Raw genomic sequence first — 26,257 nt, 5'->3', positions numbered from 1 at the left:
GACGCGGCGATGGGCGGGCTCGACAACTTCCTTTTCTCCTTCTTCAACCTCAAGGTCATGGCGACCTACCTGCCGCAGATCGCGCAGGGGCTCGGCCTGACCGTCCTGCTGGCGCTGCTGATCGTCGTCTCGGGCCTGGCGCTGGGGCTGCTGCTCGCCCTGCTGCGCAGCCTGGCCATCCGTCCGCTGAACTGGCTGATCATCTTCACGGTGGACCTGTTCCGCGCCCTGCCGCCGCTGGTCATCATCGTGCTGCTCTTCTTCGGCCTGCCGGCGGCGGGGCTGTCCATCTCGGGCTTCGCCGCCACATGGCTGTCGCTGACCCTGGTGCTGGCCGCCTTCGCCGAGGAGATCTTCTGGGCCGGCATCACCGCCGTGCCGAGGGGGCAGTGGGAGGCGGCGCGCTCCACCGGCCTCGGCTTCGCGCAGACGCTCGGCCATGTCGTGCTGCCGCAGGCGCTGCGCATCACCATCCCGCCGCTGACCAACCGCACCATCGCCATCACCAAGGGCACGGCGCTCGCCTCGGTGGTCGGCGTCTCCGAGATCCTCGGCGCGGCGCAGAGCGCGATGTCCTTCTCGGCCAATCCCTCGCCGCTGACCCTCGGCGCCATCGCCTACCTGATCCTGTTCATCCCCGTCGTCGCGCTCGGCCGCTGGATCGAGACGCGCTTCGCCTGGAAGCGCTAGCCATGCGATCGCGGGCCGCGCGGCGCGGCGTGAACCTCATGAAAGAAGAAGGCTGAGCGTCGCCGTGGAAAACTTCGTCTTCGCCTTCCTGAACGCCGACATCGTCCGCGAGGCCTGGCCGATCCTGTGGCAGGGCTTCCTCTACACCCTGGCGCTCTCGGCCATCACCGTGCCGCTCGGCCTCGCGGGCGGCGTCCTGCTGGCCCTGCTGGCCACCTCCGGCCCGCGCGCGGTGCGGCTGGCGGCGGCCGGCTGGACCGACCTGTTCCGCGCCATCCCGCCGCTGGTGCTGCTGGTCTTCCTCTATGCCGGGCTGCCCTTCGCCGGCATCGACACCGGCGCCTGGGGGGCGGTGGCCATCGGCTTCTTCCTCAACACCGGCGCCTATTACGGCGAGGTGCTGCGTGCCGGCATCGAGAGCGTGCCGCGCGGCCAGATGGAGGCGGCGCGCAGCACCGGCCTCTCGCGGGGGCAGGCGCTGGCGCACGTGGTGCTGCCGCAGGCGGTGCGCAACGTGCTGCCGGATTTGGTGAGCAACACGCTGGAGGTGGTGAAGCTCACCTCCATCGCCAGCGTCGTCGCCCTGCCGGAACTGCTGTTCCAGGCGCGGCAGGCGCAGAACGCGACCTACAACGCGACGCCGATCGTGGCGGCGGCGGTGGCCTACTTCCTGCTGCTCTGGCCGCTGGTGCGGGTGATCTCGCGGCTGGAGAACAAGGCCCTGGCGGGGCGCTGAGCGGCGCCTCAGGCCCCCGCCTCGGCCGGCACCCAGATCGTCCCCTCCGCGTCGATCCGCGCCGGCACCGCCTCCAGGCTGTCCCCCGCGCAGGGGCCGGTGAGGCAGAAGCCGTCCTCGATGCGGAAGGTCGCGCCATGCACGGCGCAGACGATGCGCCGCCCGGCGCCGTCGAGGAAGCGGTCCGGCATGATCTCCAGCGGCACGCCGATATGCGGGCAGGCATTCACATAGACCCGGACCCGCCCGCCCTGGCGCGCCGCGAGCAGCCCCATGAAGCCGCCGGAGACGCCGGGAAACCCCCTGGCCTTGCCGTCGGCGATCTCCTCCAGGCGGCACAGCGCGCGTTCCTCGGTCATTCTCCCTCCTCCGTCGCCGGGCACGGCCGCTTCATCCCCTGTTCATCCCGGTCGCGCAAACTGGCATGGCCGAGACGGGAGATGCCGCGATGCGATGCCGGACCCACTGCGCCCTGCTGCTCGCCGGGCTGGCCCTGGCCACGCCCCGGGCCGCCGAGGCCCAGCTCCGTCTGGGCCATGAAGGCCAGGGCCATGTCCCCGGCCCGACCGGACACCAGACCGGACGCCAGGGAGGCACGCCGTGGCAATTCGAGTCCCGGGGCCTCTACGGAGGCCGCCCGGAGCACCCGGCCGGGGGCGGCGCCCTGTGGCATGACGGCGCCGATGGCCGTCATCGGAGATGGCGGGAGATGCCGCGCGACCTCCGCCGCCGGCCGCCCGGCCAGGACGCCTGGGGCCCGGGCGGGCCAGGCACAGGCCAGACCGGGTCGGGGGTGCAGGTCTATGTCGATCCCGGCCCCCTGGTCCCGCCGCCGGTGCCGCCGCCGGAATTTCCGCCCAGCCAGGGCACGCCCTGGTTCGGCGACCGCGAACCGCGCCCGCGGCGCTGAGCGCCCCTCGGCCCCGCCCCCCTAGCTCCGCCAGTCGCCCATCCGGCAGAGCACCGCCCAGTGCTCCGCCGAGACCGGCATGACCGAGAGACGCGACTGCCGCACCAGGGCGATGCCCTCCAGCGCGGGCGTCGCCTTGATAGTCGCGAGGCCCACCGGCCGCGGCAGCGCGCCCACCGCGCGCATGTCGACGCAGACCCAGCGTGGCGCCTTGCCCTCCGGCACCGTCTCCGTGGGGTCGGGATAGGCCTCGCGGGCCACCTCGACCACGCCGACGATCTCCTTGCCGATATTGGAATGGTAGAAGAAGGCCAGGTCGCCGCGGCGCATGGCCTTCAGATGATTGGCGGCCTGGGCGTTGCGCACGCCGGTCCAGGGTTCCACCCCGTTCGCCACCTGCTCCTGCCAGGAGAAGGCGTCGGGCTCGCTCTTGACCAGCCAGTGCCGCACCGCCCCGCCGCCTCAGCCGACGCGCTGGCCGCCGGCATAGACCTGCCGGAAGGGGCGGATGACGGTGCGCGCGAAGAGGCCGGCCCTGGCATAGGGATCGCCGGCGGCCAGCGCCTCGGCCTCGGCCTGGTCGGCCACCTCGACCACCAGCAGGCTGCCGCAGGGCTTGCCCTCGGCGTCGAGCAGCGGCCCGACCTGGACCAGCTTCTCGACCTGGCTGTCGAGGTACTCCAGATGCGTCGGCCGGGTGGCGAGGCGCAGCTCCAGCGCGCCCGGCTTGTCCTCGGCGAAGATGGCGAATAGCATGGTCGGATTCCCCTCCTGGGGCGCCCCCCGTCCGGCGGCGCCGCTGTATCCCTCACGTAACCGGGTGCGGCCATGGCTTCAATCCGGCGACGCCAGCGCCTAAGTCTGCCGCATCCGCCCCCCGCACCCCCCCCTGGCTCATGGATCAGGCTTATCGTGTTGTTCGAGCGTGCGATCGGCGTTTCCGCCTCCGGCGAGGGCAGGCTAGGTTGCGCGCCGTGAGCACCCCCCTGCCCGGCCCCACCGCGGGCCCCCCCCCACCCCCCGCCGCGCCGCCCGGACGGGGCGCGGCGCTGCACCGCCTCGCCAATCCCGGCCGCTTCCTGCGCCTGACCGACCGCTGGCTGCCCTGGCTCTGGGCGCTCGCCGGGTTGGTGCTGGGAGCCGGCGCCGCCTGGGCGCTGGTCTTCTCGCCGCCCGACTGGCAGCAGGGCGAGACGGTGCGGATCATGTACGTGCATGTCCCCATGGCCTGGCTGGCCATGGGCGGCTATGCCGGGCTGGCCGTGCTGTCGGTGCTGTCGCTGGTCTGGCGCCATCCGCTGGCGGATCTGGTGGCGCGGGAGCTGTCGCCGGCCGGCGCCATGGTCACCGCCCTCTGCCTCGCCACCGGCAGCCTCTGGGGCCGGCCGATGTGGGGCACCTGGTGGGCCTGGGATGCGCGGATGACCTCGGTGCTGGTGCTGTTCTTCCTCTGGGTCGGCCATGCCGCCCTGGTCCGCGCCTTCGACGACGAGGAGCGCGGCGCCCGGGCCGGCGCCATCCTGGCGCTGATCGGGGCCCTGAACCTGCCGGTCATCAAGTGGAGCGTGGACTGGTTCAACACCCTTCATCAGACGGCCTCGGTCACCCGCATCGGCGCCCCGGGCCTGCATGTCGCGCTGCTCTATCCCCTGCTCACCTGCGCCCTGGGCTTCAGCCTGGCCTTCGCCGCGCTGGTGCTGGCGCGCAGCCGGGCGGCGGTGATGGAACGGCGCCTGCGGCAGGCGCAACTGGCCCGGGCGCGGCGCGCATGAGCCTGCACTGGTGGCACGTGACCCTCGCCTGGGCCCTGGCGGCGATGGGCTTCGGCGGCATGGCGGCGATGGCGGCCTGGCGCCACGCCCTGGCACGGCGGCGCCTGCGGCAGATCGAGCCGCGCCGGGAGGGGCGGGCATGAGCGGGGAGTCTTCCGGGATGTCCCCTGGAGCCTCCCCGGGCCGCGGCATGGGCGCGGCGCGGAAGAAGCGGCGGCTCTGGGTGCTGCTGCTGGCCGGCCTCGGTCTCGGCACCGCCACGGCCCTGACCCTGACCGCCTTCCAGGACAATCTGGTGTTCTTCCTGGCGCCGAGCGACATCGCCACGCGGCAGCCCGGCCCCGACCGCGCCTTCCGCCTCGGCGGCCTAGTCGAAACCGGCAGTCTGCAGCGCGGCCGGACGCCGGACGGCCGCCCCGAGGCCCGCTTCCGCGTCACCGACGGGCCGGCGACGATTCCCGTCGCCTATGTCGGCGTGTTGCCCGACCTGTTCCGCGAGGGGCAGGGCGTGGTGACGCTCGGCCGCCTCGGCCCCGACGGGCTGTTCCGCGCCAGCGAGGTTCTGGCCCGGCATGACGAGACCTACATGCCGCCGGAGGTGGCGGACGCGCTGAAGCGCAGCGGGCACTGGGACCCGGCCCGGGGCGCCCCGCCCCCCGCCGCCTCCTGGAACACGCTCAGTCCCACTGCCAGTCCCATTGGCAGCCCCATTGGCAGCCCCATTGGCAGCCCCGCCGCGGAGGCGAAGAGCGGCGGATGATCGCGGAGATCGGCCATTTCGCCCTGGCCCTGGCGCTCGCCCTGGCCCTGGCACAGGCGGTGCTGCCGTTGCTCGGCGCGCAGCGCGGCGAGGCGCGGCTGATCGCCGCCGCCGGCCCGCTGGCGGCGGGGCACCTGCTGGCGGTCGCGGCCGCCTTCGCCGCCCTGCTCTGGGCCTTCGTCACCAACGACACCAGCGTCATCAACGTGGTGCAGAACAGCCACTCGGCCAAGCCGCTGCTCTACAAGCTCTCCGGCGCCTGGGGGAACCACGAGGGCTCGATGGTGCTCTGGGTGCTGATCCTGGCGCTCTGCGGCGGGGCGGTGGCCGGCTTCGGGCGCGACCTGCCGGGGGTGCTGCGCGCCCGCGTGCTCGGCGTGCTGGGACTGGTCGCGGTGGGCTTCCTGGCCTTCATCCTGGCCACGTCCAATCCCTTCGGCCGGGTCTGGCCGCCGCCGCCGGACGGGCAGGGGCTGAACCCGATCCTGCAGGACCCCGGCCTCGCCTTCCATCCGCCGCTGCTTTACCTCGGCTATGTCGGCTATGCCGTGACCTTCGCCTTCGCCGTCGCGGCGCTGATCGAGGGGCGGGTGGATGCCGCCTGGGGGCGCTGGGTGCGGCCCTGGGCGCTGGCCGCCTGGGCCTTCCTCACCCTCGGCATCGCGCTCGGCTCCTGGTGGGCCTATTACGAGCTGGGCTGGGGCGGCTGGTGGTTCTGGGACCCGGTGGAGAACGCCTCGCTGCTGCCCTGGCTGGCCGGCACGGCGCTGCTGCACTCGGCCATCGTGGTCGAGAAGCGCGAGGCGCTGAAGGTCTGGACCGTGCTGCTGGCGCTGCTGGCCTTCGGCTTCTCGCTGCTCGGCACCTTCCTGGTGCGCTCGGGCGTGCTGAACTCGGTGCACGCCTTCGCCAACGACCCGGAGCGCGGCGTCTTCATCCTCGGCCTGCTGGTCTTCTACCTGGGCGGCGGGCTGGCGCTCTTCGCCTGGCGGGCGCCGGCCATGGCGCCGGCCGGCCTCTTCGCCCCGCTCTCGCGCGAGGGCGGGCTGGTGCTGAACAACCTGCTGCTCTGCTCGATGGCGGCGGTAGTGCTGACCGGCACGCTGTGGCCGATGTTCGCCGACCTGCTGCTCGGGCAGAAGATCTCGGTCGGGCCGCCCTTCTTCAACACCGCCATCCTGCCGCTGGCCGTGCCGCTGGTGCTGGCCATGGCGGCCGGGCCGCTGCTGCCCTGGAAGCGGGCGCAGCTCTGGCCGGTGCTGCAGCGGCTCTGGTGGGCGGCGCTGCTGGCGGCGCTGGCGGCGGCGGCCTGCCTCGCCCTCGCCGGCGCGCGGATCGGCCCGGCGCTGGGCTTCGCCGCCGCCGCCTGGCTGATCGGCGGCGCGCTGGCCGATGTTCTCGACCGCATCGCCCTGTTCCGCCGCCCCGCCGCCGCCTGGAGCCGGGCGCGGGGCCTGCCGCGCGCGGCCTGGGGCGCGGCCATCGCGCATGCCGGGCTCGGCGTCTCGATCCTGGGCATGGCGGGCATGGGCCTGGCCACCGACCGGCTGGCCGGCTTGCAGCCCGGGGAGAGCGTGGCGCTGGCGGGCTATGAATGGCGCCTCGACCGGGTCGAGGATGCCGTGGGGTCCAACTGGTCCGCCCGGCGCGCCACCGTGACGGTGACACGGAACGGCGCCACCGTCGCCGTGCTGGCGCCGGAGCGGCGCTTCTTCCCCGTGGCGCGGATGACCACCACCGAGGCCGCCATCCACACCACCTGGCTCGTCGACCTCTACGCCGTGCTGGGCGAGGAGCAGGAGGGCGCGGCGGTGCTGCGCCTGCACCACAACCCGCTGGCGCCCTGGATCTGGCTGGGCGCCGCCATCATGGCGCTGGGCGGCGGGCTCTCCCTCTCCGACCGGCGGATGCGTGTCGCGGCGCCGGCGGCGAAGCGGCGGGCGGTGCCGGCATGAGGCCGAGAGGAACGGACGACCACCCATGAATCGCCGCCTGCTGATGCTCGCCCCGCTCGGCCTCGTCGCTGCCGGGGGCGCCGGCTTCTACGCCATGCTGCGCGGCCTGGGCGATGGCAGCTACGACCCGCGCGGCGTGCCCTCCGCGCTGCTCGGCCGCGCGACGCCGGCCTTCAGCCTGCCGGCGCTGGAGGAGGGCGCCCCGCCGCTGACCGAGGCGGCGCTGCGCGGCCTGCCCGCGCCGGTGCTGGTGAACTTCTGGGCCAGCTGGTGCGTGCCCTGCATCGTCGAGCATCCGCAGCTGATGCGGCTGGCGCGGGAGGGGGTGACGATCCTCGGCATCAACTACAAGGACCGGCCGGCCGATGCGCGGGCCTTCCTGCAGCGCCATGGCAACCCCTTCCGCCAGCTGGCGCAGGACGCGCCGGGCCGCGTCGCCATCGACTGGGGGGTCTATGGCGTGCCGGAGAGCTACCTCATTGACCGCCAGGGCATCGTCCGCTGGCGCTGGCCGGGGCCGGTGACGCCCGAGGTGCTGGAGCAGGACATCCGCCCGCTGCTGCGGCGCCACGCCTGATGCGCCGCACCCTGTCCGCCCTGGCGCTCGCGCTCGTGCTGGCGTCCGGCCTGTCCGGCGCGGCGCGCGCCGTCGGCCTGCCCTCGGAGATGCTGCGCGACCCGGCGCAGGAGGCGCGGGCGCGGGAGATCGGGCGCGAGCTGCGCTGCCTCGTCTGCCAGAACCAGTCGATCGAGGACAGCGAGGCCGACTTGGCGCGCGACCTGCGCCGCATCGTGCGCGAGCGGGTGGCGATGGGCGAGAGCGACCGCCAGGTGATGGACTATGTCCATGACCGCTACGGCGACTTCGTGCTGCTGCGCCCGCCCGTCACCTGGGCCACGGCGCTGCTCTGGGGCATGCCGGTGCTGGCGGTCGGCGGCGGCGCGCTGGCCATCCTGCTGGTCCGCCGCCGGCGCGGCGCGGTGCCCGAGGCGCCGCCGCTGAGCGAGGCCGAGCGCGTCCGCCTCGCCGCGCTGGAGGACGAGGCGGGGCGATGATCTGGCTGCTCTTCCTGGCCGTGGCGGCGCTGGCGGTGGCGCCGCTGGCCTTCGCCCTGCTCCGCCCGCCGCGCCTGACCGGCCGGCTGGAGGCCGACCGCGCCCTCTACCGCGCGCAGCTCGCCGAGCTGGAGCGCGAGCGGGAGAGCGGGCGGATGGACGAGGCCGCGCACCGCGCCGCCGTGACCGAGGTGCAGCGCCGCCTGCTGGCCTCGCCCGCCGCCGCGGCGGCGCCGGGCGCCGGGCGGGGCGGGGCGCTGCTGGCCGCCATGCTGTTCCTGGTGCCCGCCCTCGGCTTCGGCCTCTACCTCTGGCGCGGGCATCCCGAGATCCCGGCCGCGCCCTATCGCGAGCGCGCCGAGGCGGCGGCGCAGGACGAGGCGCTGCTGGCCATGCTGCGGCAACGGCTGGAGGCGGCGCCGCAGGAGGGCGAGGCGGCGCGCCAGGGCTGGATCCTGCTCGCCAATGCCGAGCGCGGGCGGGGCCGGACGGAGGCCGCCATCGACGCCTTCGCGCGCGCCCTGTCCATCCGCTTCGACGGGCCGCTGGCCGCCGAGCTGGCGGAGCTGCGCATCGGGCAGGGCGAGCTCGACGCCGCCGCCGCCCTGCTGGCGCGGGCGCTTTCCGCCGAGCCGGAGGCGCCGCGCCTGCGCTACCTCTCGGGCCTGCTGGAGGCCCGTGCCGGCCGGTCGGAGAATGCCCGCGCCACTTGGCGCGCCCTGCTCGACCAGGCGCCACCCGACGCGCCCTGGCGCGCCCTTGTGGAGCGGCGGCTGCAGGAGTTGCCCTAAGTACACGCCCCTGGGCACACGCGGGTGTGCACATGAAAGAATTGCGCCACCCCCCCGCCTCTCGGCTTTGCTGTGCGGGAACAGGTGGGAGGCGGAAGGATGTGGCGGCGTTCCTTGCTGACGGCTGGGCTGACGGCGGGCGGCGTCGCGGCGGCCTCGACCCTCTGGCCGGGACATCCGCGCGCCGCGGAGGCGGTGGATGTGCTGCTGGTGCTGGCGGTCGATGTCTCCCGCTCGGTCGATGAGGACGAGGCCAAGCTGCAGCGCGAGGGCTATCGCGCGGCGATGACCGATCCGCGCCTGCTGGAGGCGATCCAGGGCGGTGCCATCGGGGCCATCGCCCTGACCTACGTGGAATGGGCCGGCATCGAATACCAGCGGCAGCTCCTGCCCTGGATGCGCGTCGGCTCCCAGGCCGAGGCCTGGCGCTGGGGCGAGGCGCTGGCCGAGGCGCCGCGCACCTCGCTGTCCTGGACCTCGATCTCGGGCGCCATTGGCTTCGGCGCCCGGCTGCTCGCCGAGGCCCCCTTCGAGGCCACGCGCCGGGTGATCGACGTCTCGGGGGACGGGGTGAACAATTCCGGCCCGCCGGTGGAGCAGGCGCGCGATGCCGCCGTCGCCCAGGGCATCGTCGTCAACGGCCTGCCGATCATCAACGACCGGCCGAGCTTCGGACGGCGCCCGCTGGTGCCGCTCGACCAGTACTATGCCGAGGCGGTGATCGGCGGGGAGGGCGCCTTCCTGGTGGCGGCGGAGGATTTCGACAGCTTCGGCCTGGCGGTGCGCCGCAAGCTGATCCGCGAGATCGCCGGGCATGGCGGGCCGCGCCGGGACTACGCCTGAGGAAACTGCCTCGGGATGGGGCCGGAAGCCGGCCGGCCCCGCTCCCGCCTCAGCGCTCGACCTCCTCGACCGAGATGCCGAAGGCGGCCAGCCCCTCGGAGATCAGGTCGCCGGCCATGTCCATGCCGAGCAGATAGGCGGCGGTGTCGGTACCCGCGCCCCGCTCCTTCGCCATGCGAAGCGCCTCCTCCCACTCCTCCGGCTCGTAGTCGCCCCGCCCGGTCCAGGCCAGCGCCACCAGGGCCGCCTGCTCATCCTCGTTCAGTTCCTCGATGAAGGCGGTGAGGGTGTCCTCGTCGAAATCCTCCTCACCCTCCTCGGGCTCCTCATCCTCCGGGTCGATGGCGTCCTCGCCTTCCTCCTCCTCCTGGATGGCGCGGATATGATCCACCACCGTGGCGACGGTCTCCAGGCTGATGCCCAGATCGAACTCCGCCTCGTCGTCATCGCGGGGGGTGTCGCTCATCGAGTCCTCCTCTGCGTTCGCCCTCGGTGCGGTCCGGCGCATCCCTGGCGCATCCCGGGCATCAGGCTAACGGCAACGCGAAAGCCCAGGGAGAACCCTCCGGTTGCCAAAAAATTTTTGTGTTGCTTCAGCGCCACAATTGCGGCGCAACGAGCGAAATGAGCCGGCGTTGATACCGCATGTCCAGAACCTTGCTTATCCCCCTCATGGCAGCGGTTCTTCTCGGAGCAGGATCCCAGGCTCTGGAGGCCCCCGCCTCGCCTGATACCGCAGTGCCGAAGGCATCCTTGCGCATGGTTTCCGTGCAGGGTGGCCTGGCCCATTCACCTGGCTGCGCGGAGGATTCGCCCCTCTTCCGCTCCATGATGCCGCAGCAGATCGCCGACCGCCCCGCCGGAGCGCAGGGTCCGGAGGACGAGGCCGCGCCGCCGGAGCCGGCCATGCGGCAGGCGCTGCATCTCTGCGTCGTCGAGCGGTTCGATCCGCTGAAGCCCTTCGGCGGCGCCCGCCGGGCCCTGCACCGCACCTGAGCGGCCAGAGCGCGGCCGTGGAGGCAGGAATGCGCCCGTCGCGGGTGAAGGATGCGCGAAAAGCTCGCTTTTTTCCGCCGGGCATCCTATCTGTGCGCCGCAACAAGCCGCCAGGCCCGCCCTGCCCGACCCCGCCACATTGATGCTGGCCGAGGGGATTCGGGCCGCGTGCGCAGGCGGCGCAGCCTCGGGACTGCCCGCCTTATGGAACTGCGCAACGTCGCCATCATCGCCCACGTCGACCATGGCAAGACCACTCTTGTCGACAATCTGCTGAAGCAGGCCGGCGCCTTCCGCGCCAACCAGGCCGTCGCCGAACGCGCCATGGATCGCAACGACCTGGAGCGTGAGCGCGGCATCACCATTCTCGCCAAGTCCACCGCCGTCGAGTGGAAGGGCGTCAAGATCAACATCGTCGACACGCCCGGCCACGCCGATTTCGGCGGCGAGGTGGAGCGCATCCTCTCCATGGTCGATGGCGCCATCGTGCTCTGCGACGCGGCCGAGGGCCCGCTGCCGCAGACCAAGTTCGTGCTGACCAAGGCGCTGGCCCGCGGCCTGAAGCCGATCGTCGTCATCAACAAGGTCGACCGCCAGGACGCCCGCGCGGACGAGGTGCTGAACGAGGTGTTCGACCTCTTCGCGGCCCTTGGCGCCAATGACGAGCAGCTCGACTTCCACACCCTCTTCGCCTCCGGCCGCCAGGGCTGGGCCGACACGACGCTCGACGGTCCGCGCAAGGACCTGTCGCCGATGTTCGACCTGATCCTGAGCCACGTGCCGGCGCCGACGGTCGATCTCGACGCGCCCTTCGCGATGAACGCGACCATCCTGGAGGCCGACAACTTCCTCGGCCGCGTGCTGACCGGCCGCATCGAGCAGGGCGTGGCGCGCACCAACATGCCGGTGCGCGTGCTGCGCCAGGACGGCACGGTGGTCGAGACCGGCCGCCTGACCAAGCTGATGACCTTCTCCGGCCTCGACCGCGTTCCGGTCGACGAGGTGCAGGCGGGCGACATCTGCGCCATCGCCGGCCTGTCGGACGCGACCATCCCCGACACCATCGCCTCGCCCGAGGTGGCGGCCCCGCTGCCGGCCATCCCGATCGATCCGCCGACCCTGTCCATGACCTTCCGCATCAATGACGGCCCGCTCGGCGGCCGCGAGGGCAAGAAGGTCACCTCCCGCCAGATCCGCGACCGTCTCTTCAAGGAGACCGAGGGCAATGTCGCGATCCGCGTGAAGGACAGCGAGGAGGCCGACAGCTTCGAGGTCTCCGGCCGTGGCGAGCTGCAGCTCGGCGTGCTGATCGAGCAGATGCGCCGCGAGGGCTTCGAGCTGACCATCGGCCGCCCGCGCGTGCTGACGCGCGAGAACCCCGAGACCGGCGAGCGCGAGGAGCCCTTCGAGGAAGCCGTCATCGACGTGGACGAGGAGTTCTCCGGCGTCGTCGTCGAGAAGATGTCGCTGCGCAAGGGCATGATGCAGGACATGCGGCCCTCCGGCGGCGGCAAGGTGCGGCTGGTGTTCCACATCCCGTCCCGCGGCCTGATCGGCTACCACGGCGAGTTCATGACCGACACGCGCGGCACCGGCATGATGAACCGCCTGTTCCTGGGCTACCAGCCCTGGGCCGGGCCGATCGAGGGCCGAATCAAGGGCAGCCTGATCTCCAACTCCGACGGCGAGGCGGTGCAGTACGCGCTGTTCTCCCTGCAGGAGCGCGGCACCCTGTTCGTGGACCCCGGCGCCAAGGTCTATACCGGCCTGATCCTCGGTGAGCATTCGCGCGAGAACGACCTCGACGTGAATCCCATCAAGGAAAAGAAGCTGACCAATGTCCGCGCCGCCGGCAAGGACGAGGCCCTGCTGCTGACGCCGCCGCGCCGGATGAGCCTGGAGCAGGCCATCGCCTATATCGAGGATGACGAGCTGGTGGAGGTGACGCCCTCGGCCATCCGGCTCCGCAAGCGCTACCTCGACCCGCATGAGCGCAAGAAGAACGCCCGCCGCGCCGAGAGCGAGGCGGCCTGAGACCAGGGGGCGGACCCATAGGGGGCGGACCGGGACACCGGCCCGCCCCTTTCGCCGTCAGGGGGGCGGATCGGCCGGCGGGTCGCTCCGCAGCGTGATCCAGACCACCCGCGCCGGCACCTCCCCCGGATTGTCGAACATGTGCGGCACGGCGCTCGGGAAGCGGAAGGTGTCGCCCGCCTCCAGCAGATGCGCCTCCTGCTCCAGCCACAGGCGGAGCGTGCCGGAGAGGACGTAGCCGGCCTTCTCGCCCTGGTGGCGGAAGAAGTCGGCGCCCGAGGAGCCGCCCGGGCTCAGCGTCAGCTCGTAGATCTCCATCTGCCCCGGCCCGCTCGGCGCCAGCGCCTCCTTCAGCACGCCGCTCGGCGTCAGGCGCAGCACGCGGCGCTGGCCCCGGCGCACGATGTAGCGGCCGGGCGCCGCCGCCGCCGGGCGCTCCTCGAAGAAGAAGGACACCGGCACCTGCAGCGCCAGGCTCAGCATCCTGAGGCTGCGCACCGAGGGCGTGGCCAGGCCGCGCTCGAGCTGGCTGATCATCCCGGCTGAAAGCCCGGTACGCCGCCCCAGTTCCTGGATCGACAGCCCGCGGCGCTGGCGCAGCAGCCGCACCGCCTCGCCGAGGCGGCGGTCGCTGGCCGCCTCCTCCTCCGGCTGGTGAAGGGGAACGGGCGCTTCGGGTCCGGCTTTCACGGGGCCTGTCCTCCCTGCCGCGGATCGGGGGCGATTGACAGCCAGCTTCGATGAGGCTGAACATCGGCGCAACAATTATGACCACGGTGAACAGGCCGGGGCCGCCGGGAGACACCGGCACGGGGATGCAGTTGCGGCGTGACGACCCCTCCGGGCAGGAGCCACGGTCGGTCGAACGGGAGACGTGGCCATGAGCGACTTCGATGCCGGCGCGCGCTGGCGGCAGATCCTGGGCCCGAGCCGTCGGGGCCTCTTCGCCATCGGGGCCACGGCGGCGGCCGGGCTCGTGGCGCGGCCGGGAAGGGCACAGCCGAAGCCGCCCGCCAAGCCCAGGGGGCAGGTGGTGGTCGGCCTGTCGCAGGAGCCCACCGTCTTCCACCCGCTGATGCCGGGCATCGAGGTGGACCAGGGCGTCTGGTGGAACCTGTTCAGCACGCTCTGGTTCATCGACCCGGACGGCACCTTCGTCCCCGACCTCGCCGCCGAGATCCCGACCCAGCGGAACGGCGGCATCTCCGCCGACGGCCTGCTCTGGACCATCAAGCTGCGGCGCGACGCCAAATGGCATGACGGCACGCCCTTCACCGCCGAGGACGTGAAGTTCACGCTGGAGCTGATCAACAACCCCGATTTCCGCGTCCGCAATCGCGTCGGCCACAGCCTGGTCAAGGACATCCGCGTGGAGGCGCCGGACCGCATCCAGTGGCGGATGGAGACGGCCTACGCGCCCTATCTCTCCATTCTCTCGCTGACCTTCATGGTGCCGAAGCACCTTCTGGCCGGAGTCGCGGATCCCAACCTCTCGCCCTTCAACCACGCCCCGGTCGGCACCGGCCCGTTCCGCTGGGGCAGCCGCGCGGCGGGCGACAACGTCACGCTGCTGGCCAACCCGGCCTATCACGGCAGCGGCCCGCATCTCGAGCGGGCGGTCTTCAAGTACATCCCCGACCTGACGGTGCTGTACACGCAGTTCCGCACCGGCCAGGTGGACTATACCGGCATCGCCGGCATCAGCCCGAACTTCGCCGATGAGGCGAAGGGGCTGCGCGGGCGGAAGGTCCACGTCAATCCGACGGCCTCGGTCGAGAGCATCGCGCCCAATCTCGAATCCGGCCCCTGGGCGGACAAGGCGGTGCGCGAGGCGCTCTACCTCGGCATGAACAAGCAGGCGCTGATCGAGGCGCTGTACTACGGCCTGCCGACGCCCACGGAGTCCTTCCTGCCCAACCAATCCTGGGCGATCGAGAAGGACCTGCCGAAGCACGAGTACAATCCCGGCAAGGCCAACGCGCTGCTCGACGCCGCCGGCTGGAAGCGGGGCGCGCGCGGCATCCGCGAGAAGGGCGGGCAGCGGCTGGAGATCGCCAATTCCACCACCACCGGCAATCCGATCCGCGAGCAGGCGCAGCAGTTGCTGATGCAGGACTGGCAGGCGGTCGGCGCCTCGATGAAGATCCAGAACATGCCCGCCGCCGTCATCTGGGGCGAGTTCTGGCAGCAGTCGAAGTTCAGCTCGGTGATGGTCGCCGTGAACTACCAGCTGGGCGGCGATCCGGATGTGACGCCGCGCTTCAGCAGCAAGGCGATCGGCGCCAAGGGCGGGCGCGGGCAGAACAACATCCAGTTCCAGAACGCCGAGGTGGACCGCCTGCTGGCAGAGGGCGCGACGGAGTTCGACCAGGACCGGCGCAAGGCGATCTACGGCCGCATCCAGCGGATCATCCGCGAGGAGCTGGCGATCCTGCCGATCTTCCAGCAGGCCCTGGTCGAGGGCACGAAGGAAGGGCTGAACGGCTTCCGGCCGAACATCAACACCTCCTCCAACTGCTGGAACATCCGCGACTGGTACTGGTCCTGACGACCACGCGCCGCGCCGCCCACCGACCTTCCACCACGACCAGCCTCCAGGAGCCCGTCCATGTCGCCTCCCGTTGATCGCATCGCCGGCGATGAACGCCTGCCCGCGCAGGCCGATGTCGTCGTCATCGGCGGCGGCATCATCGGTGTCTCCGCCGCCTACGCCCTGGCGCAGAAGGGGCATTCGGTGGCGCTGATCGAGAAGGGCCATGTCGGCGGCGAGCAGTCGAGCCGGAACTGGGGCTGGTGCCGCCAGCAGGGCCGCGACCGCCACGAGATCCCGCTGGCGCGCGAGAGCCTCGCCATCTGGGGCCGCCTGCACGAGGAGATCAACGCCGATCTCGGCTTCCGCCGCCGCGGCGTCATGTGGGTGACGAAGGACCCGGCCGAACTCGCCTCCTGGGAGCGCTGGGCGAACATGGCGCGCGAGATGCAGGTGCACAGCCACATGCTGAGCGCGGCGGAGGTGAAGGAGCGCCTGCCGGACAGCCAGGCGGGCTGGGTCGGTGGCATGGAGACGCCGAGCGACGGCCGCGCCGAGCCCTCCATGGCGGCACCGGCGCTGGCCGCCGGGGCGCGGCGGCTCGGCGTGCGGCTGTTCCAGAACTGCGCGGCGCGGGGCCTCGAGACCCAGGGCGGGGCGGTGAGCGGGGTGGTGACGGAGAAGGGCACCATCCGCACGAGCGCCGTGCTGCTGGCCGGCGGCGCCTGGTCCACCCTGTTCTGCCGCCGCCACGGCATCGCCCTGCCGCAGCTGATGGTGAACGGCACCGCCTTCCGCACCACCACGGGCGAGATGCTGCTGGCCGGGGCGCTCGGCACGCCGGGGCACTGCATGCGGCGGCGGGAGGATGGCGGCTACACCGTCGCCTTCCGGGGGCGCGGCACGGTGCACATCACGCCGGACAGCCTGCGCTATGGCCGGCAGTTCTGGCCCACCTTCGTGCAGCGGCGGGCCAAGCTGAAGCTGACGCTGGGCCGGCCCTTCTTCCAGGCCCTCCTCGCCGGCGCCCGCTGGTCGATGAACGAGGTGACGCCCTTCGAGAAGACCCGCGTGCTCGATCCGGCGCCGGACATGACGCTGGTGGAGCAGGCGCTGGCCTCGCTGAAGGCCGACCTGCCGAGCCTCGGCGAGCTGGACTGCGCCGAGGCCTGGGGCGGCACCATCGATTCGACCCCCGACGCGGTGCCGGTGATCTCGGCGGTGGACGGGCTGCGCGGCTTCTTCCTGGCCACCGGCTTCAGCGGCCACGGCTTCGGCATCGGCCCGGCGGCGGGGCGGCTGGCGGCGGACCTGGTGGCCGGGGACGCGCCGATCGTCGATCCCACGCCCTATCGCTACAGCCGGCTGGTGGACGGCACCCCTCTGGCGCCGGCCGGAGCACTCTGAGTCGGGGCGGTCAGCCCAGCAGCTGCCCGATCACCCGCGCGGTATAGTCCACCACCGGGATCACCCGGCGGTAGTTGATCCGCGTCGGGCCGATGACGCCGATGGCGCCGACGATCTGCTCCTTGCCGTCGCGGAAGGGCGCCACGACCATCGACAGCCCGGCGCTGCTGAACAGCCCCGATTCGGCGCCGATGAAGATCTGCACGCCCTCGCCGCGCTGCGCCAGCTCGAGCAGGCGCAGCATGGTCTCCTGCGCCTCCAGCCGCTCGAACAGCGCCTGGATCTCCTGCACGCGGGCGATCTGGTCGAGGTTCTCCAGCAGCTTCGCCTGGCCCCGCAGGATCAGCGAGCCGCCGCCGCCGCCGGCCCAGGTGGCCAGCCCGGACTCGATCATCTGCTGCGTCAGCGCGTCGAGCGCCGTGCGGTTGGCCTGGATCTCGTCCGCCACCGTGGCGCGCGTCTCCTCCAGCGTGCGGCCGGAGAGGCGGGCATTGATGAAGTTGCTGGCCTCGCTGAAGGCGCTGGGGGGCAGACCGGGCGGCACCTCGATGACGCGGTTCTCCACCTGGCCATGCGCGTTCACCAGCACCACCAGAGCCCGCCCGGGCGAGAGGGCGACGAACTCGATATGCTTGACCACCGCCTCGGTCTTGGGCGCCACCACCAGCCCGGCGGCGCCGGCGAGGCCCGAGAGCATCTGCCCGGCCTCGGACAGCGTCTCCTCCATGCTGCGGCCCGAAGCGGCGCAGCGCGCGGCGATGGCGTCGCGGTCCTCCTCCGAAAGGTCGCCGAATTCCAGCAGGCCGTCCACGAAGAGGCGCAAGCCACGCTCGGTGGGCAGGCGGCCGGCGGAGGTGTGCGGCGCGAAGAGCAGCCCGGCCTCCTCCAGATCCGCCATGGCGTTGCGGATGGTCGCCGGCGAGAGGGTCAGCGGCAGCCGGCGCGAGAGGGTGCGCGAGCCCACCGGCTCTCCCGTCTCCACATAGAGCTCGACGATCTGGCGCAGGATCGCCGCGCCGCGGCTGTCGAGTCCCGCCGCGCCGGCGGCCTTGCGGCCGGACGAGAAGAACGACGAAGCGGATCCCCTGGCCAAGTTCCTCGTATCCTTCATCGGGACAGCTCTTTTTGCCTCCCTCTCAAGCAGGCGTGAAGCCCCGTGGCGCCGACGCGGCGCCATCCTGTCATGCGCCGACACATCATGGCCACGAAGCCGTTGCATCCTCCCTGTAATTCGGAGTGCCGCAGGGCGCGGACAAGCGCAGGAGGGCATCATGACGGATATGACCGGTTCCCGGATCTGGCCCCTGGCCCTGCTCGGCTGGCTCGCCGCCGTCCCCGCCGCCACACGCTCCGGCGAGGCGGCCGGCGCCGCGCCGCAGGAGACCCGGACCGCCCCGAGGATGGAACAGAACCGCGCCGCGCCGCTGTCGCGCTACAGCGATTCGGGCACCGGCCCGGCCGCGCCGCGCCGGGAGCGGAAGGGATGAACAACCCGGTGATGAACGGCTTCCTGGCCGCGCTGCTGCTGTTCGGCCTGGGCGCCGGTGTCGCCGGCCTGCTGCTCGACCGCGCCTCGCGCCACCCGGCGGCGGCCACGGCGCTGCTGGCCCTGCTGCTGATCGGCCTGTCCTGGGGCGGCACGGTGATGCTCGGCGAATGAGCCTCAGCCGCGCCAGAAGCGCGGCATGAACAGGATCAGCACGGTGAAGAGCTCGAGCCGGCCCAGCAGCATGGCGAAGCAGAGCAGCCACTTGGCGCCGTCCGGCAGGTTGCCGAAATGCCCGGCCGGCCCGATCACCGGACCAAGCCCCGCGCCGACATTGGAGAGCATGCTGACGGCCGCGCTGGCGCTGGTCAGGAAATCCAGCTCCATCGCCATCAGCAGGATGGTCAGCACGCCGTAGCAGATGAAGTAGAGGGTGAAGAACACCACCACCGAGCCGATCACGTCATCCGGCAGCGGCTTGCCGTCATAGAGGCGGGGAAAGACGCCGCGGGGATAGAGCAGGCGCAGGAACTGGCCGCGCAGCATCACCGCCATCACCTGCAGGCGGAAGATCTTCATGCCGCCGGTGGTGGAGCCGGTGCAGCCGCCGACGAACATCAGGCCGAACACCAGCCCTACCACCCCGCCGCCCCATTGCGTGTAATCGGCCGAGGCGAAGCCGGTGGTGGTGACGATGGAGACCGTGGCGAGGGCCGCGTGCTGCAGCGCTTCCCAGACCCCGTAGGTGCCGCGCAGCACCAGCCAGAGCGTCAGCCCGGCGGTGACCGTTGCGACCAGCCCGAGCAGCGCGCGCACCTGGCTGTCGCGCAGGATGGCCCAGTCCCGCCGCACGAGGCGGACATAGAGGACGAAGGGCAGCGCGCCGGCCAGCATGCCGGCGATGGCGATCCAGTGCACCGCGGGATTGTCCCAGCGGGCGAGCGACTGGTCGGAGGTGGAGAAGCCGGCGGTCGAGATGGTGGTGAGCGCATGCGCGGCGGCGTCCAGCGCGTCCATCCCGGCCAGCGCGTAGGCGAGGCCGCAGAGCACGGTCAGCGCCAGATAGGTCAGGACGATGGCCAATGCGATCTGCCGCACGCGCGGCATGACCTTCTCCGAGCGGTCGGAGCTTTCGGTGCGGAAGAGCTGCATGCCGCCGACGCCGAGGGTCGGCAGGATGGCCAGCGCGGTGGCGATGATGCCGATGCCACCCAGCCATTGCAGCAGGGCGCGCCAGAGCAAGATGCCCGGTGGCGCCTCGTCCAGCCTGCTGACCGCCGTGGAGCCTGTGGTGGTCAGGCCGGAGACGGATTCGAAGACCGCGTTTGTCAGGTTGCCGCCAAGGCCCGGATGCTGCGACAGCAGGAAGGGCACGGCGGCGAAGGCGCAGATGGCGAGCCAGCTCAGCGGCGTCAGCACGAAGGCCTGGCGCAGGTTCAGCCCGGCCTGCAGCTCGCAGCGGGTCAGGCGTTGCAGCAGCCCGCCGGCCAGCGCGGTGCCGAGGGCCGAGGCGGCGAAGGGCCGCCAGTCGGGATGGCCCTGCGACAGGTCGAGCAGGGCCGGCAGCAGCATGAAGCCGCCCAGCACCAGCAGCATGCGCGCGATGAGCTGCAGCACCGGGCGCAGCGGAGGCGGCGCCCAGTGGCCACCCGCCGCAGGGGTCGCCACCGGGCCGGATCGGGCGCCACCGGGCGGCGGACGCGTCGTGGCGTCGCTCACGCGCCCTGGCCCGGGGCGCTGCCCGGCAGGGCGATCAGCGCCTCCGCCGCCTCGCGCGCCGTATAGGCCATGACGGCGATGATGTCGTCGCCGGGCGCCACGGTGGTGGCCGCGTCCGGGATGAAGGCCCTGCCGTCCCGCACCACGGCGCCGATCAGCATGCCCGCGGGCACGCCCACCTCCCCCAGCGGCGCCGAGACGAGACGCGAGCCGGCCAGCGCGCGCGCCTCGATCACCTCGCCGAAATCGCCGCGCAGCTGGTAGATCTGCGCCACGGCGCCGCGCCGCACATGGCGCAGGATGGAGGAGATGGTGATGCTGCTCGGGCTCACCACGGCGTCGATGCCGAGGGAATCCACCACCGGGGCGTAGGAGGCCTTGTTCACCAGGGTGATCACCCGGCCGCAGCCGGCCCGCTTGGCCAGGACGGACACGAAGATGTTCGTCTCGTCGTCGTTGGTGACGGCGACCAGGGTATCGACCTCGGCGATATTGGCCTCCTCGAGCAGTTCGCGGTCCAGCGCATCGCCCTGCAGCACCACGGTCCCGCTGCCGAGCGTCTCGGCGATGTGGGCGGCGCGTTCCGCCCCGTGCTCGATCACCTTGAGCGAGACCAGCGCGTCGCGCTTCAGCATCCGCGCCAGATGCAGGCCGACATTGCCGCCGCCGACAATGACGACCCGGCGCGCCGCCTGCTCCCGGTGGCCGAACACCGCCATCACGCTGTCGACATGCTCGGGCTGGGCGATGACATAGACATCGTCGCCGCAGGCCACCTGATCCTCGGGGCCCGGCACGAAGGCCCGGCCCTCCCGGACCAGGGCGACGACGACATAGCCCCGGCCCTCCGCCGCCTGCCGCAGCTGGCCCAGCCGGGCGCCGGCGATGCCGCAGCTGGCATCGTCGCAATGGATGCCGAGCAGCTGCACCTTCCCGTCGGCGAGCGGCACCATGTCGAAGGCGCCCGGCGTGCGCAGGCGGCGGGCGACGCCGCGCGCCACCTCCACCTCCGGCGAGATCACCACATCGACCGGCGGCGGCCTGGCCTCGCGCCAGATCGGCTCCAGATAGCCATGATGGCGCAGCCGGGCGATGCGACGTTTCACATGGAACAGTGCATGAGCGACCTGGCAGGCCACCATGTTCACCTCGTCCGAGCGGGTGACGGCGATCAGCAGGTCGGCCTCCCGCGCCCCGGCGCGGCGCAGCGCCTCGGGATGCGAGGCGAAGCCCACCATCCCCCGCACGTCATAGCTCTCGTCCGCCCGCCGCGCCGCCTCGGCCGAGGCATCGATGACGGTGACGTCATTGCCCTCCATCGCCAGATGCCGGGCGATGGTGGTGCCGACCTGCCCGGCGCCGCAGATGATGACCTTCATGACCACCGCGCTCCCGCCTGCGCTTCTGCTCTCAAGGCCGCGCGTCGCCGTCGGGTTGCGCGATGAAGGCGATGCCGCAGCTCAGATGGTAGAGGCTGCTGGCCGGGGCGGGCTCCGGACTCATGCCGCCTTCCGCCAGCCGGCGTTCATGCCAGAGCCCGTCGGGCCGCAGATAGGTGGCGAGCACGCGCCGTGCCTCCGCCTGCTCGGCCGGGTCGCCGCCCAGCGCGGCGGATTTCAGCCGCTCGGTCTGCGGCCAGAGGCGGGCGCCGCCGGCGATCACCCGCCCATCGCTCCAGACCGCGTCGCGCAGGGCGCCGGTGGCCGGGTCGCGGCCATGCGCGGCCAGGAAGCGGCGCAGCGCCGCGACCGCGCCGGCGGGAGCGGGCCGGCCGGACAGCCGTGCCTGCCAGTCGAGCAGCCAGAGCCATTCGCTGTGGTGCCCCGGCTCCGCGCGGTGCGGCGATTCCAGCGGGCGGAGGTCGTCGTCGTAGAACTCCGCCAGGCAGCCATCCGGCAGGAAGCGGGCCAGGAAGAGGTTCAGCAGCGCCTCCGCGCCGCGCAGGAAGCGGACCTCGCCGAAGGCCTCGGCGGCGGCGAGGCGCGCCTCCAGCAGATGCATGTGCGGATTCTGCCGCCGGGGCAGGGCGGGAGGGAGGGATTCCAGATAGCCGCCCGAGGCATGCGCCAGCCGCTGCTCGATGAAGTCGTCCAGCGCCAGCGCCTCGCGCCGGAGCGGCTCCGGCGGCGCCACGCGGCTGGCGGCTGCCAGCGCCAACAGCACGAAGGCGTGGTCGTAGAGGTCGCGCCGGCTATCGATGACGCGGCCATCCAGCGCGAAGCGCCAGGCATAGCCGCCGTCCGGATGGGCGGCGGTGCGGCGCAGGAAGTCGAGGCCGAGTTCCACGGCCTCGTCCGCACGTGGCAGGCCATGCCGCCGCGCCAGGGCGAAGCTGTAGACTTGGCGCGCCGCCACCCGCAGGCGGCGGAAGGTGGCCGTGCAGGCATGGTCGTCCAGGGTGAGGCTCTCGTGGAAGGCACGCGCGCGCCAGTCGATGCCGCGCTCCAGCCAGAGCGGCCATGCCCGTCGGCTCAGCCAGAGCCAGAGATCCTCCCCTTCCACAGGCCCGGCCGTTAACCCGGCCACCCGGCCGGCGTCCAGGGGCCGCCGGGGCGCCTCATTCAGGCAGCGCGCCGTGCTGCCGCAGGAAGCCCAGCAGGGGCAGCAGCGGCAGGCCGAGGATGGCGCTGTGCTCGCCCTCGACCCTGTCGAAGAGTTGGATGCCCGGCCCCTCCAGCCGGTAGGCGCCCACCGAATGCAGCACCGCCTCGCCCTCCAGCGCCAAGTAGCGGTCGAGGAAGGCCTCGGTGAAGGGGCGCATGGCGAGCCGCGGCGCCGCCACATGCTGCCAGACGCGCCGGCCGTGCCGCCAGGCCACCAGCGCCGTGTGCAGCACATGGGTCCGGCCCCGCAGCGCCAGGAGCTGGGCGCGCGCCGCGGCCATGTCCGCCGGCTTGTCGTACCAGTCGTCGCCGCAGACCAGGAGCTGGTCCGCGCCCAGCACCAGCGCCTCCGGCTCGCGCCGGGCGATGCGCCCGGCCTTGGCCTCGGCCAGCAGGAGCGCGGCCTCCGCCGGCGGGATGCCCTCGGCCCGCGCGGCCTCCTTCAGCGCCGCCTCGTCCACCCGGGCGGGGTGCGCCTCGAAGGCCAGACCGGCCCCGCGCAGCAACGCCGCGCGGGTGGCGGAGGAGGAGGCCAGCAGCAGGCGGATCACGCGCCGATATCCGCCGGCTTCGGGGGCGGCGCCTGGTTGCGGCGGGTGTGCCACGCCTCCATGAGCTGCAGCACGGTCGCCGCCGTCTCCTCGATGGAGCGGCGCGTCACGTCGATGACCGGCCAGCCATGCGTGGTGCAGAGCCGGCGCGCCGCCTGGATCTCGGCCTTCACCGCCTCGAAGTCCACATAGTCGTTGGTGTCCTGCCGCACGCCGCCGCTGCCGATCAGCTTCAGCCGGTGCCGGCGGATGTCGATCAGCGCCGTCGTGTCGATGGTCAGCCCGATCACCGGGCAGGGCGGGTCGAGCAGCTGGTCCGGCAGCGGCGCGCCGGGCACGATCGGCACATTCGCCGCCTTGATGCCGCGATTGGCGAGGTAGAAGCAGGTCGGCGTCTTGCTGGAGCGGGAGACGCCCACCAGCACGCAATCGGCCTCGGCGATGCCGGCCACGCCCTGGCCATCATCATGCGCCAGCACGTAATGCATGGCGTCGATGCGGCGGAAATAGTCGGCGTCCAGCACGTATTGCGCGGCGCGCTTCTCCCGCGCCTGCTGGCCGATCTGCGCCTGCAGCAGGTCCATCACCGGGTCCAGCACCGAGAGGCAGGGGATGCGGAGCTGCTGGCACACCTCCTCCAGCGCATGCCGCAGCGAGCGGTCCACCAGGGTGAACATCACCGGCCCGGGCTCGGCCTTGATCCCCTCCAGCACCTGCTCGAGCTGCAGATGCGAACGCACCAGGGACCAGCGGTGATGCACCACATGCGGGTCGGCGAAGCGCGACAGGGTGGCGCGGGCGATGGAATTCAGGGTCTCGCCGGTGCTGTCGGAGACGAGATGCAGGTTGATCATGCGGGGCGGGCGTTTCCGTGGTTCAGGCTGTGGTCTTGCCGGGGAGGTTTGTCGGGGGATCGGTCAGGGGAGAATAGCGGGGATTGCTGTGGACATTGGGGAAAACCGAGCGGCAGCGGAAGGCCCCTGGGTGAATCGGGGATGAAATCCGCATTTTCAGGGAGTTGGGGGCAACTGGGCACATCTGTCCGCAGGACTCTGTGGAAAAGCCCGAAAACCGGCCTTTAAGCTGGGTTTCCGCTCGAGTCGGGCCTGTGGAGAAGCTTGTGGACAGACACCGGCGATATTGTGTCCCCCTTATCCACAGGCCCTACAGACCCCCCATCTTTCTTAAAGACTCTTTTTCAGAGAAAGGGGCGCCATGGAACACGCATCGAAGCCACTGCTGCGCGCCCTTGCCGGGGAGGCGATCTGGCCTCCGCCCTTCTGGCTGATGCGCCAGGCCGGGCGCTACCTGCCGGAGTACCGGCAGCTGCGGGCCCAGGCGGGCGACTTCATCCGCCTGTGCACGACGCCGGAACTGGCCGCGGAAGTGACGCTGCAGCCGCTGCGCCGCTACGGCATGGACGGGGCGATCCTGTTCAGCGACATCCTGATGCTGCCCTGGGCCATGGGGCAGGGGCTGCGCTATGCCGAAGGGGAAGGCCCGCTGCTCGAGCCGCTGCGCGACGCGGCGGCGATCGCGGCGCTGGACCCCGAGGGCGCGCGGGCGCGGATCGCGCCCATCCTGGAGACGGTGGCGCGGGTGCGGGCCGGGCTGGCTCAGGAAGCGCCGCGCGCCGCCCTGATCGGCTTCGCCGGAAGCCCCTTCACCGTGGCCTGCTACATGGTGGAAGGGCGGGGTGGCGGTGAGTTCGCCCAGGCCAGGCGGATGGCCTATGGCGACCCGCTCCTGTTCGGAAAATTGATCCGTATCCTCGTCGATTCAACCGTGGATTACCTCCTGGCCCAGGCTGAGGCCGGTGCGGAGGCGCTGATGCTGTTCGACAGCTGGGCGGGCCTGCTGCCGCCGGCGCAGTTCCGCCGCTGGTCGATCGAGCCGGCGGCCGCGATCGTGCGCGGCATCCGCAAGGTGCGGCCGGACATCCCGCTGATCGGCTTCCCGCGCCTGGCCGGGCCGCTGCTGGTGGAATACGCCCAGCGGGTGGGGGCGGAGGCCGTGGCGATGGACACCGGGATGGACCCGCGCTGGGCGGCGGCGCAGGTGCCCGCGCAGGTCACGCTGCAGGGCAATCTCGACCCCCAGGCGCTGGTCGCCGGCGGGGCGGCGCTGGAGGCGGAGGCGCGCGCGATCCTGGCGGCGATGCGGGGAAGGCCCTTCGTCTTCAACCTGGGCCACGGCATCGTGCCGCCCACGCCGCCCGAGCATGTGGCGGCGCTGGCGCGGCTGATCCGCATCGGCTGAGGCGGCCGGCGCCGCAACAGCGCACGGGCCATGGGCGTTCCCTCCTGGATGCTCTTCAGGGGGCCCCCTCCCCTGGGGCCCCCGTGGAGCCGCGCATGACCCCTGTCCGTTACGATTCCGCCCTGGAGCGACCCGCCGAGGACGAGGCCGAGACCGTGTCGCGTCTGGCGGCGGCGCTCAGAACCATCGGTGAGACCACGCTGGCCGATGAAGGCCATGCCCTGCGCGGCGTGCACGCCAAGAGCCACGGCCTGGTCAAGGGGGAGATGACGGTGTCGGAGGGCCTGCCGGCCGAGCTGGCGCAGGGCCTCTTCGCCACGCCCGGGCGTTACGCGGTGGTGATGCGCTTCTCCACCAATCCGGGCGACCTGCTGGACGACAGCATCACCGTGCCGCGCGGCCTCGCGCTCAAGGTGCTGGACGTGCCGGGCGCCCGCCTGCCGGGCGCCGAATCCGGCCGCAACCAGGATTTCGTCATGGCCAACGCGCCGGCCTTCGCCGCCGCCGATCCGAAGGCCTTCGCCGGCAGCCTCAGCCTGCTGGCGCGCACCACGGATCAGCCGCAGGGCCTCAAGAAGGTGGCCTCGGCGGTGCTGCGCGGGGCGGAGAAGGTGGTCGAGGCTGTGGGCGGGGAAAGCGCCCTCCTCAAGAGCCTGGGCGGCCACCCCGGCACCTCGATCCTGGGAGAGACCTTCTGGACGCAGGTGCCGCTGCGTCACGGCGCGTATGTCGCCAAGCTTTCGGTCGCGCCGGTGGCGCCGGAGCTGCTGGCGCTCGCCGGCAGCAAGGTCCCCACCTCCGGCCACCCTGATGCCCTGCGCGACCAGGTGCGGGCGCATCTGAGCGCGCATGGCGGCGCCTGGGAGGTGCGCGTGCAACTGATGACCAATCCCGAGACCATGCCGGTGGAGGATGCCTCGGTGGCCTGGCCGGAGGAGGAGAGCCCCTATGTCGCGGTGGCGCGCATCACCGCGTCCCCGCAGCCCGGCTGGGATGCGGCGCTGAGCCGCGAGATCGACGATGGCATGGCCTTCAGCCCCTGGAACGGGCTGGAGGCGCATCGCCCGCTGGGCGGCATCATGCGGTCCCGGCGGCCGACCTACGAGCAGTCCGCCCGCTTCCGCGCGGCGCACAATGGCTGCCCCGCGATGCGCTGAGG

30 protein-coding genes are annotated in these 26,257 nt (G+C 72.3%); 19 read left to right on the top strand and 11 right to left on the bottom strand.

The annotated features are described in order from the left end of the window. Window positions 1-9 precede the first annotated feature (9 nt). Both ACF3NH_RS06960 and ACF3NH_RS06955 read left to right on the top strand, forming a co-directional pair. Window positions 10-690, top strand: a complete 681-nt coding sequence (locus ACF3NH_RS06960) for an amino acid ABC transporter permease (RefSeq protein WP_422922339.1) — start codon at window positions 10-12, stop codon at window positions 688-690. A 64-nt stretch (window positions 691-754) separates the two neighbouring features. Further along, window positions 755-1,426: an amino acid ABC transporter permease gene (locus tag ACF3NH_RS06955; protein WP_198367029.1), complete on the top strand. Its 672-nt coding sequence runs from the start codon at window positions 755-757 to the stop codon at window positions 1,424-1,426. 8 nt (window positions 1,427-1,434) lie between these two features. Here the strand turns inward: ACF3NH_RS06955 and ACF3NH_RS06950 are convergent, their stop codons facing one another. Continuing rightward, on the bottom strand, window positions 1,435-1,785 hold the full coding sequence (locus tag ACF3NH_RS06950) for a Rieske (2Fe-2S) protein (RefSeq protein ID WP_422922338.1): 351 nt from the start codon (window positions 1,783-1,785) through the stop codon (window positions 1,435-1,437). A gap of 65 nt (window positions 1,786-1,850) precedes the next feature. Here ACF3NH_RS06950 and ACF3NH_RS06945 point away from each other — a divergent pair, with 65 nt between their 5' ends. After that, window positions 1,851-2,336, top strand: a complete 486-nt coding sequence (locus ACF3NH_RS06945) for a hypothetical protein (protein WP_422922337.1) — start codon at window positions 1,851-1,853, stop codon at window positions 2,334-2,336. A 21-nt stretch (window positions 2,337-2,357) separates the two neighbouring features. Here the strand turns inward: ACF3NH_RS06945 and ACF3NH_RS06940 are convergent, their stop codons facing one another. Together ACF3NH_RS06940 and ACF3NH_RS06935 are read right to left on the bottom strand one after the other, a co-directional pair. Continuing rightward, window positions 2,358-2,786, bottom strand: a complete 429-nt coding sequence (locus tag ACF3NH_RS06940; RefSeq protein WP_422922336.1) for an EVE domain-containing protein — start codon at window positions 2,784-2,786, stop codon at window positions 2,358-2,360. A gap of 12 nt (window positions 2,787-2,798) precedes the next feature. After that, a complete protein-coding gene (locus ACF3NH_RS06935) occupies window positions 2,799-3,092 on the bottom strand; it encodes a YciI family protein (RefSeq protein ID WP_198367033.1) in 294 nt (97 codons plus the stop codon). Window positions 3,093-3,310: 218 nt separating this feature from the next. On the opposite strand from ACF3NH_RS06935, the gene ACF3NH_RS06930 reads away from it, so the two are divergent. From ACF3NH_RS06930 to ACF3NH_RS06895, 8 genes are all read left to right on the top strand, one after another. Continuing rightward, window positions 3,311-4,108, top strand: a complete 798-nt coding sequence (locus ACF3NH_RS06930) for a heme ABC transporter permease (RefSeq protein WP_422922335.1) — start codon at window positions 3,311-3,313, stop codon at window positions 4,106-4,108. Then, window positions 4,105-4,251, top strand: a complete 147-nt coding sequence (locus ACF3NH_RS06925; RefSeq protein WP_198367035.1) for a hypothetical protein — start codon at window positions 4,105-4,107, stop codon at window positions 4,249-4,251. Before ACF3NH_RS06930 ends, ACF3NH_RS06925 begins: the two co-directional genes overlap by 4 nt. Before the next feature lie 47 nt (window positions 4,252-4,298). After that, a complete protein-coding gene (gene ccmE, locus ACF3NH_RS06920) occupies window positions 4,299-4,868 on the top strand; it encodes a cytochrome c maturation protein CcmE (RefSeq protein WP_422924733.1) in 570 nt (189 codons plus the stop codon). Then, complete coding sequence (locus ACF3NH_RS06915; protein ID WP_422922334.1) at window positions 4,865-6,823, top strand: heme lyase CcmF/NrfE family subunit; 1,959 nt, start codon at window positions 4,865-4,867, stop codon at window positions 6,821-6,823. Before ccmE ends, ACF3NH_RS06915 begins: the two co-directional genes overlap by 4 nt. A 25-nt stretch (window positions 6,824-6,848) precedes the next feature. Beyond that, the gene (locus ACF3NH_RS06910; RefSeq protein WP_198367037.1) at window positions 6,849-7,400 is read left to right on the top strand and encodes a DsbE family thiol:disulfide interchange protein; all 552 of its coding nucleotides are present in this window, start codon (window positions 6,849-6,851) and stop codon (window positions 7,398-7,400) included. Next, a complete protein-coding gene (locus tag ACF3NH_RS06905; protein WP_422922333.1) occupies window positions 7,400-7,879 on the top strand; it encodes a cytochrome c-type biogenesis protein in 480 nt (159 codons plus the stop codon). The genes ACF3NH_RS06910 and ACF3NH_RS06905 overlap by 1 nt, the downstream gene beginning before the upstream one ends. After that, window positions 7,876-8,670 (top strand): c-type cytochrome biogenesis protein CcmI, encoded by a 795-nt coding sequence (gene ccmI, locus ACF3NH_RS06900; protein ID WP_422922332.1) that lies wholly within the window; start codon window positions 7,876-7,878, stop codon window positions 8,668-8,670. The genes ACF3NH_RS06905 and ccmI overlap by 4 nt, the downstream gene beginning before the upstream one ends. A 114-nt stretch (window positions 8,671-8,784) precedes the next feature. After that, entirely contained in the window at window positions 8,785-9,513 is a 729-nt protein-coding gene (locus ACF3NH_RS06895; RefSeq protein ID WP_232477206.1) for a DUF1194 domain-containing protein, read from the top strand. Window positions 9,514-9,562: 49 nt separating this feature from the next. On the opposite strand, the gene ACF3NH_RS06890 is transcribed toward ACF3NH_RS06895, so the two are convergent. Continuing rightward, window positions 9,563-9,979, bottom strand: a complete 417-nt coding sequence (locus ACF3NH_RS06890; RefSeq protein ID WP_198367041.1) for a DUF3775 domain-containing protein — start codon at window positions 9,977-9,979, stop codon at window positions 9,563-9,565. 293 nt (window positions 9,980-10,272) lie between these two features. Here ACF3NH_RS06890 and ACF3NH_RS06885 point away from each other — a divergent pair, with 293 nt between their 5' ends. After that, entirely contained in the window at window positions 10,273-10,509 is a 237-nt protein-coding gene (locus ACF3NH_RS06885) for a hypothetical protein (RefSeq protein ID WP_422922331.1), read from the top strand. A gap of 204 nt (window positions 10,510-10,713) precedes the next feature. Beyond that, a complete protein-coding gene (gene typA / locus ACF3NH_RS06880; RefSeq protein ID WP_198367043.1) occupies window positions 10,714-12,543 on the top strand; it encodes a translational GTPase TypA in 1,830 nt (609 codons plus the stop codon). A 57-nt stretch (window positions 12,544-12,600) separates the two neighbouring features. On the opposite strand, the gene ACF3NH_RS06875 is transcribed toward typA, so the two are convergent. Next, a complete protein-coding gene (locus ACF3NH_RS06875) occupies window positions 12,601-13,233 on the bottom strand; it encodes a cupin domain-containing protein (protein ID WP_198367044.1) in 633 nt (210 codons plus the stop codon). A 190-nt stretch (window positions 13,234-13,423) separates the two neighbouring features. Here ACF3NH_RS06875 and ACF3NH_RS06870 point away from each other — a divergent pair, with 190 nt between their 5' ends. Next, window positions 13,424-15,091, top strand: a complete 1,668-nt coding sequence (locus ACF3NH_RS06870; protein WP_422922330.1) for a peptide ABC transporter substrate-binding protein — start codon at window positions 13,424-13,426, stop codon at window positions 15,089-15,091. 60 nt (window positions 15,092-15,151) lie between these two features. Continuing rightward, on the top strand, window positions 15,152-16,480 hold the full coding sequence (locus ACF3NH_RS06865) for an NAD(P)/FAD-dependent oxidoreductase (RefSeq protein WP_422922329.1): 1,329 nt from the start codon (window positions 15,152-15,154) through the stop codon (window positions 16,478-16,480). Between the two features lie 10 nt (window positions 16,481-16,490). On the opposite strand, the gene hrcA is transcribed toward ACF3NH_RS06865, so the two are convergent. Beyond that, window positions 16,491-17,591, bottom strand: coding sequence for a heat-inducible transcriptional repressor HrcA (gene hrcA, locus ACF3NH_RS06860; RefSeq protein WP_422922328.1), 1,101 nt, complete (start codon window positions 17,589-17,591; stop codon window positions 16,491-16,493). A gap of 160 nt (window positions 17,592-17,751) precedes the next feature. On the opposite strand from hrcA, the gene ACF3NH_RS06855 reads away from it, so the two are divergent. Both ACF3NH_RS06855 and ACF3NH_RS06850 read left to right on the top strand, forming a co-directional pair. Next, the gene (locus tag ACF3NH_RS06855; RefSeq protein WP_198367048.1) at window positions 17,752-17,967 is read left to right on the top strand and encodes a hypothetical protein; all 216 of its coding nucleotides are present in this window, start codon (window positions 17,752-17,754) and stop codon (window positions 17,965-17,967) included. After that, window positions 17,964-18,140 (top strand): hypothetical protein, encoded by a 177-nt coding sequence (locus tag ACF3NH_RS06850; RefSeq protein WP_422922327.1) that lies wholly within the window; start codon window positions 17,964-17,966, stop codon window positions 18,138-18,140. Before ACF3NH_RS06855 ends, ACF3NH_RS06850 begins: the two co-directional genes overlap by 4 nt. A gap of 3 nt (window positions 18,141-18,143) precedes the next feature. On the opposite strand, the gene ACF3NH_RS06845 is transcribed toward ACF3NH_RS06850, so the two are convergent. From ACF3NH_RS06845 to ACF3NH_RS06825, 5 genes are read right to left on the bottom strand one after another with little or no spacing between them, the layout of a single operon-like run. Beyond that, window positions 18,144-19,685 carry a TrkH family potassium uptake protein gene (locus tag ACF3NH_RS06845; protein ID WP_422922326.1) on the bottom strand — a complete coding sequence of 514 codons (1,542 nt, stop codon included), beginning with the start codon at window positions 19,683-19,685 and terminating at the stop codon, window positions 18,144-18,146. Continuing rightward, on the bottom strand, window positions 19,682-21,064 hold the full coding sequence (gene trkA, locus ACF3NH_RS06840) for a Trk system potassium transporter TrkA (protein ID WP_422922325.1): 1,383 nt from the start codon (window positions 21,062-21,064) through the stop codon (window positions 19,682-19,684). Before trkA ends, ACF3NH_RS06845 begins: the two co-directional genes overlap by 4 nt. 31 nt (window positions 21,065-21,095) lie before the next feature. Then, a complete protein-coding gene (locus ACF3NH_RS06835) occupies window positions 21,096-22,211 on the bottom strand; it encodes an AGE family epimerase/isomerase (protein WP_422922324.1) in 1,116 nt (371 codons plus the stop codon). A 31-nt stretch (window positions 22,212-22,242) separates the two neighbouring features. Further along, on the bottom strand, window positions 22,243-22,836 hold the full coding sequence (locus ACF3NH_RS06830) for a Maf family protein (RefSeq protein ID WP_422924731.1): 594 nt from the start codon (window positions 22,834-22,836) through the stop codon (window positions 22,243-22,245). Then, window positions 22,836-23,693, bottom strand: a complete 858-nt coding sequence (locus ACF3NH_RS06825; protein WP_422922323.1) for a pyruvate, water dikinase regulatory protein — start codon at window positions 23,691-23,693, stop codon at window positions 22,836-22,838. Before ACF3NH_RS06825 ends, ACF3NH_RS06830 begins: the two co-directional genes overlap by 1 nt. Window positions 23,694-24,054: 361 nt before the next feature. Between ACF3NH_RS06825 and hemE the strand changes: the two genes are divergently transcribed. Together hemE and ACF3NH_RS06815 are read left to right on the top strand one after the other, a co-directional pair. Continuing rightward, complete coding sequence (gene hemE / locus ACF3NH_RS06820; RefSeq protein ID WP_422922322.1) at window positions 24,055-25,098, top strand: uroporphyrinogen decarboxylase; 1,044 nt, start codon at window positions 24,055-24,057, stop codon at window positions 25,096-25,098. A gap of 95 nt (window positions 25,099-25,193) precedes the next feature. Further along, complete coding sequence (locus ACF3NH_RS06815; RefSeq protein WP_422922321.1) at window positions 25,194-26,255, top strand: catalase family protein; 1,062 nt, start codon at window positions 25,194-25,196, stop codon at window positions 26,253-26,255. Window positions 26,256-26,257 lie beyond the last annotated feature (2 nt).

This window comes from Pseudoroseomonas sp. WGS1072 (assembly GCF_049340465.1).
Taxonomy (GTDB): Bacteria; Pseudomonadota; Alphaproteobacteria; order Acetobacterales; family Acetobacteraceae; genus Pseudoroseomonas.
This window is presented reverse-complemented; position numbering and strand designations above follow the sequence as displayed.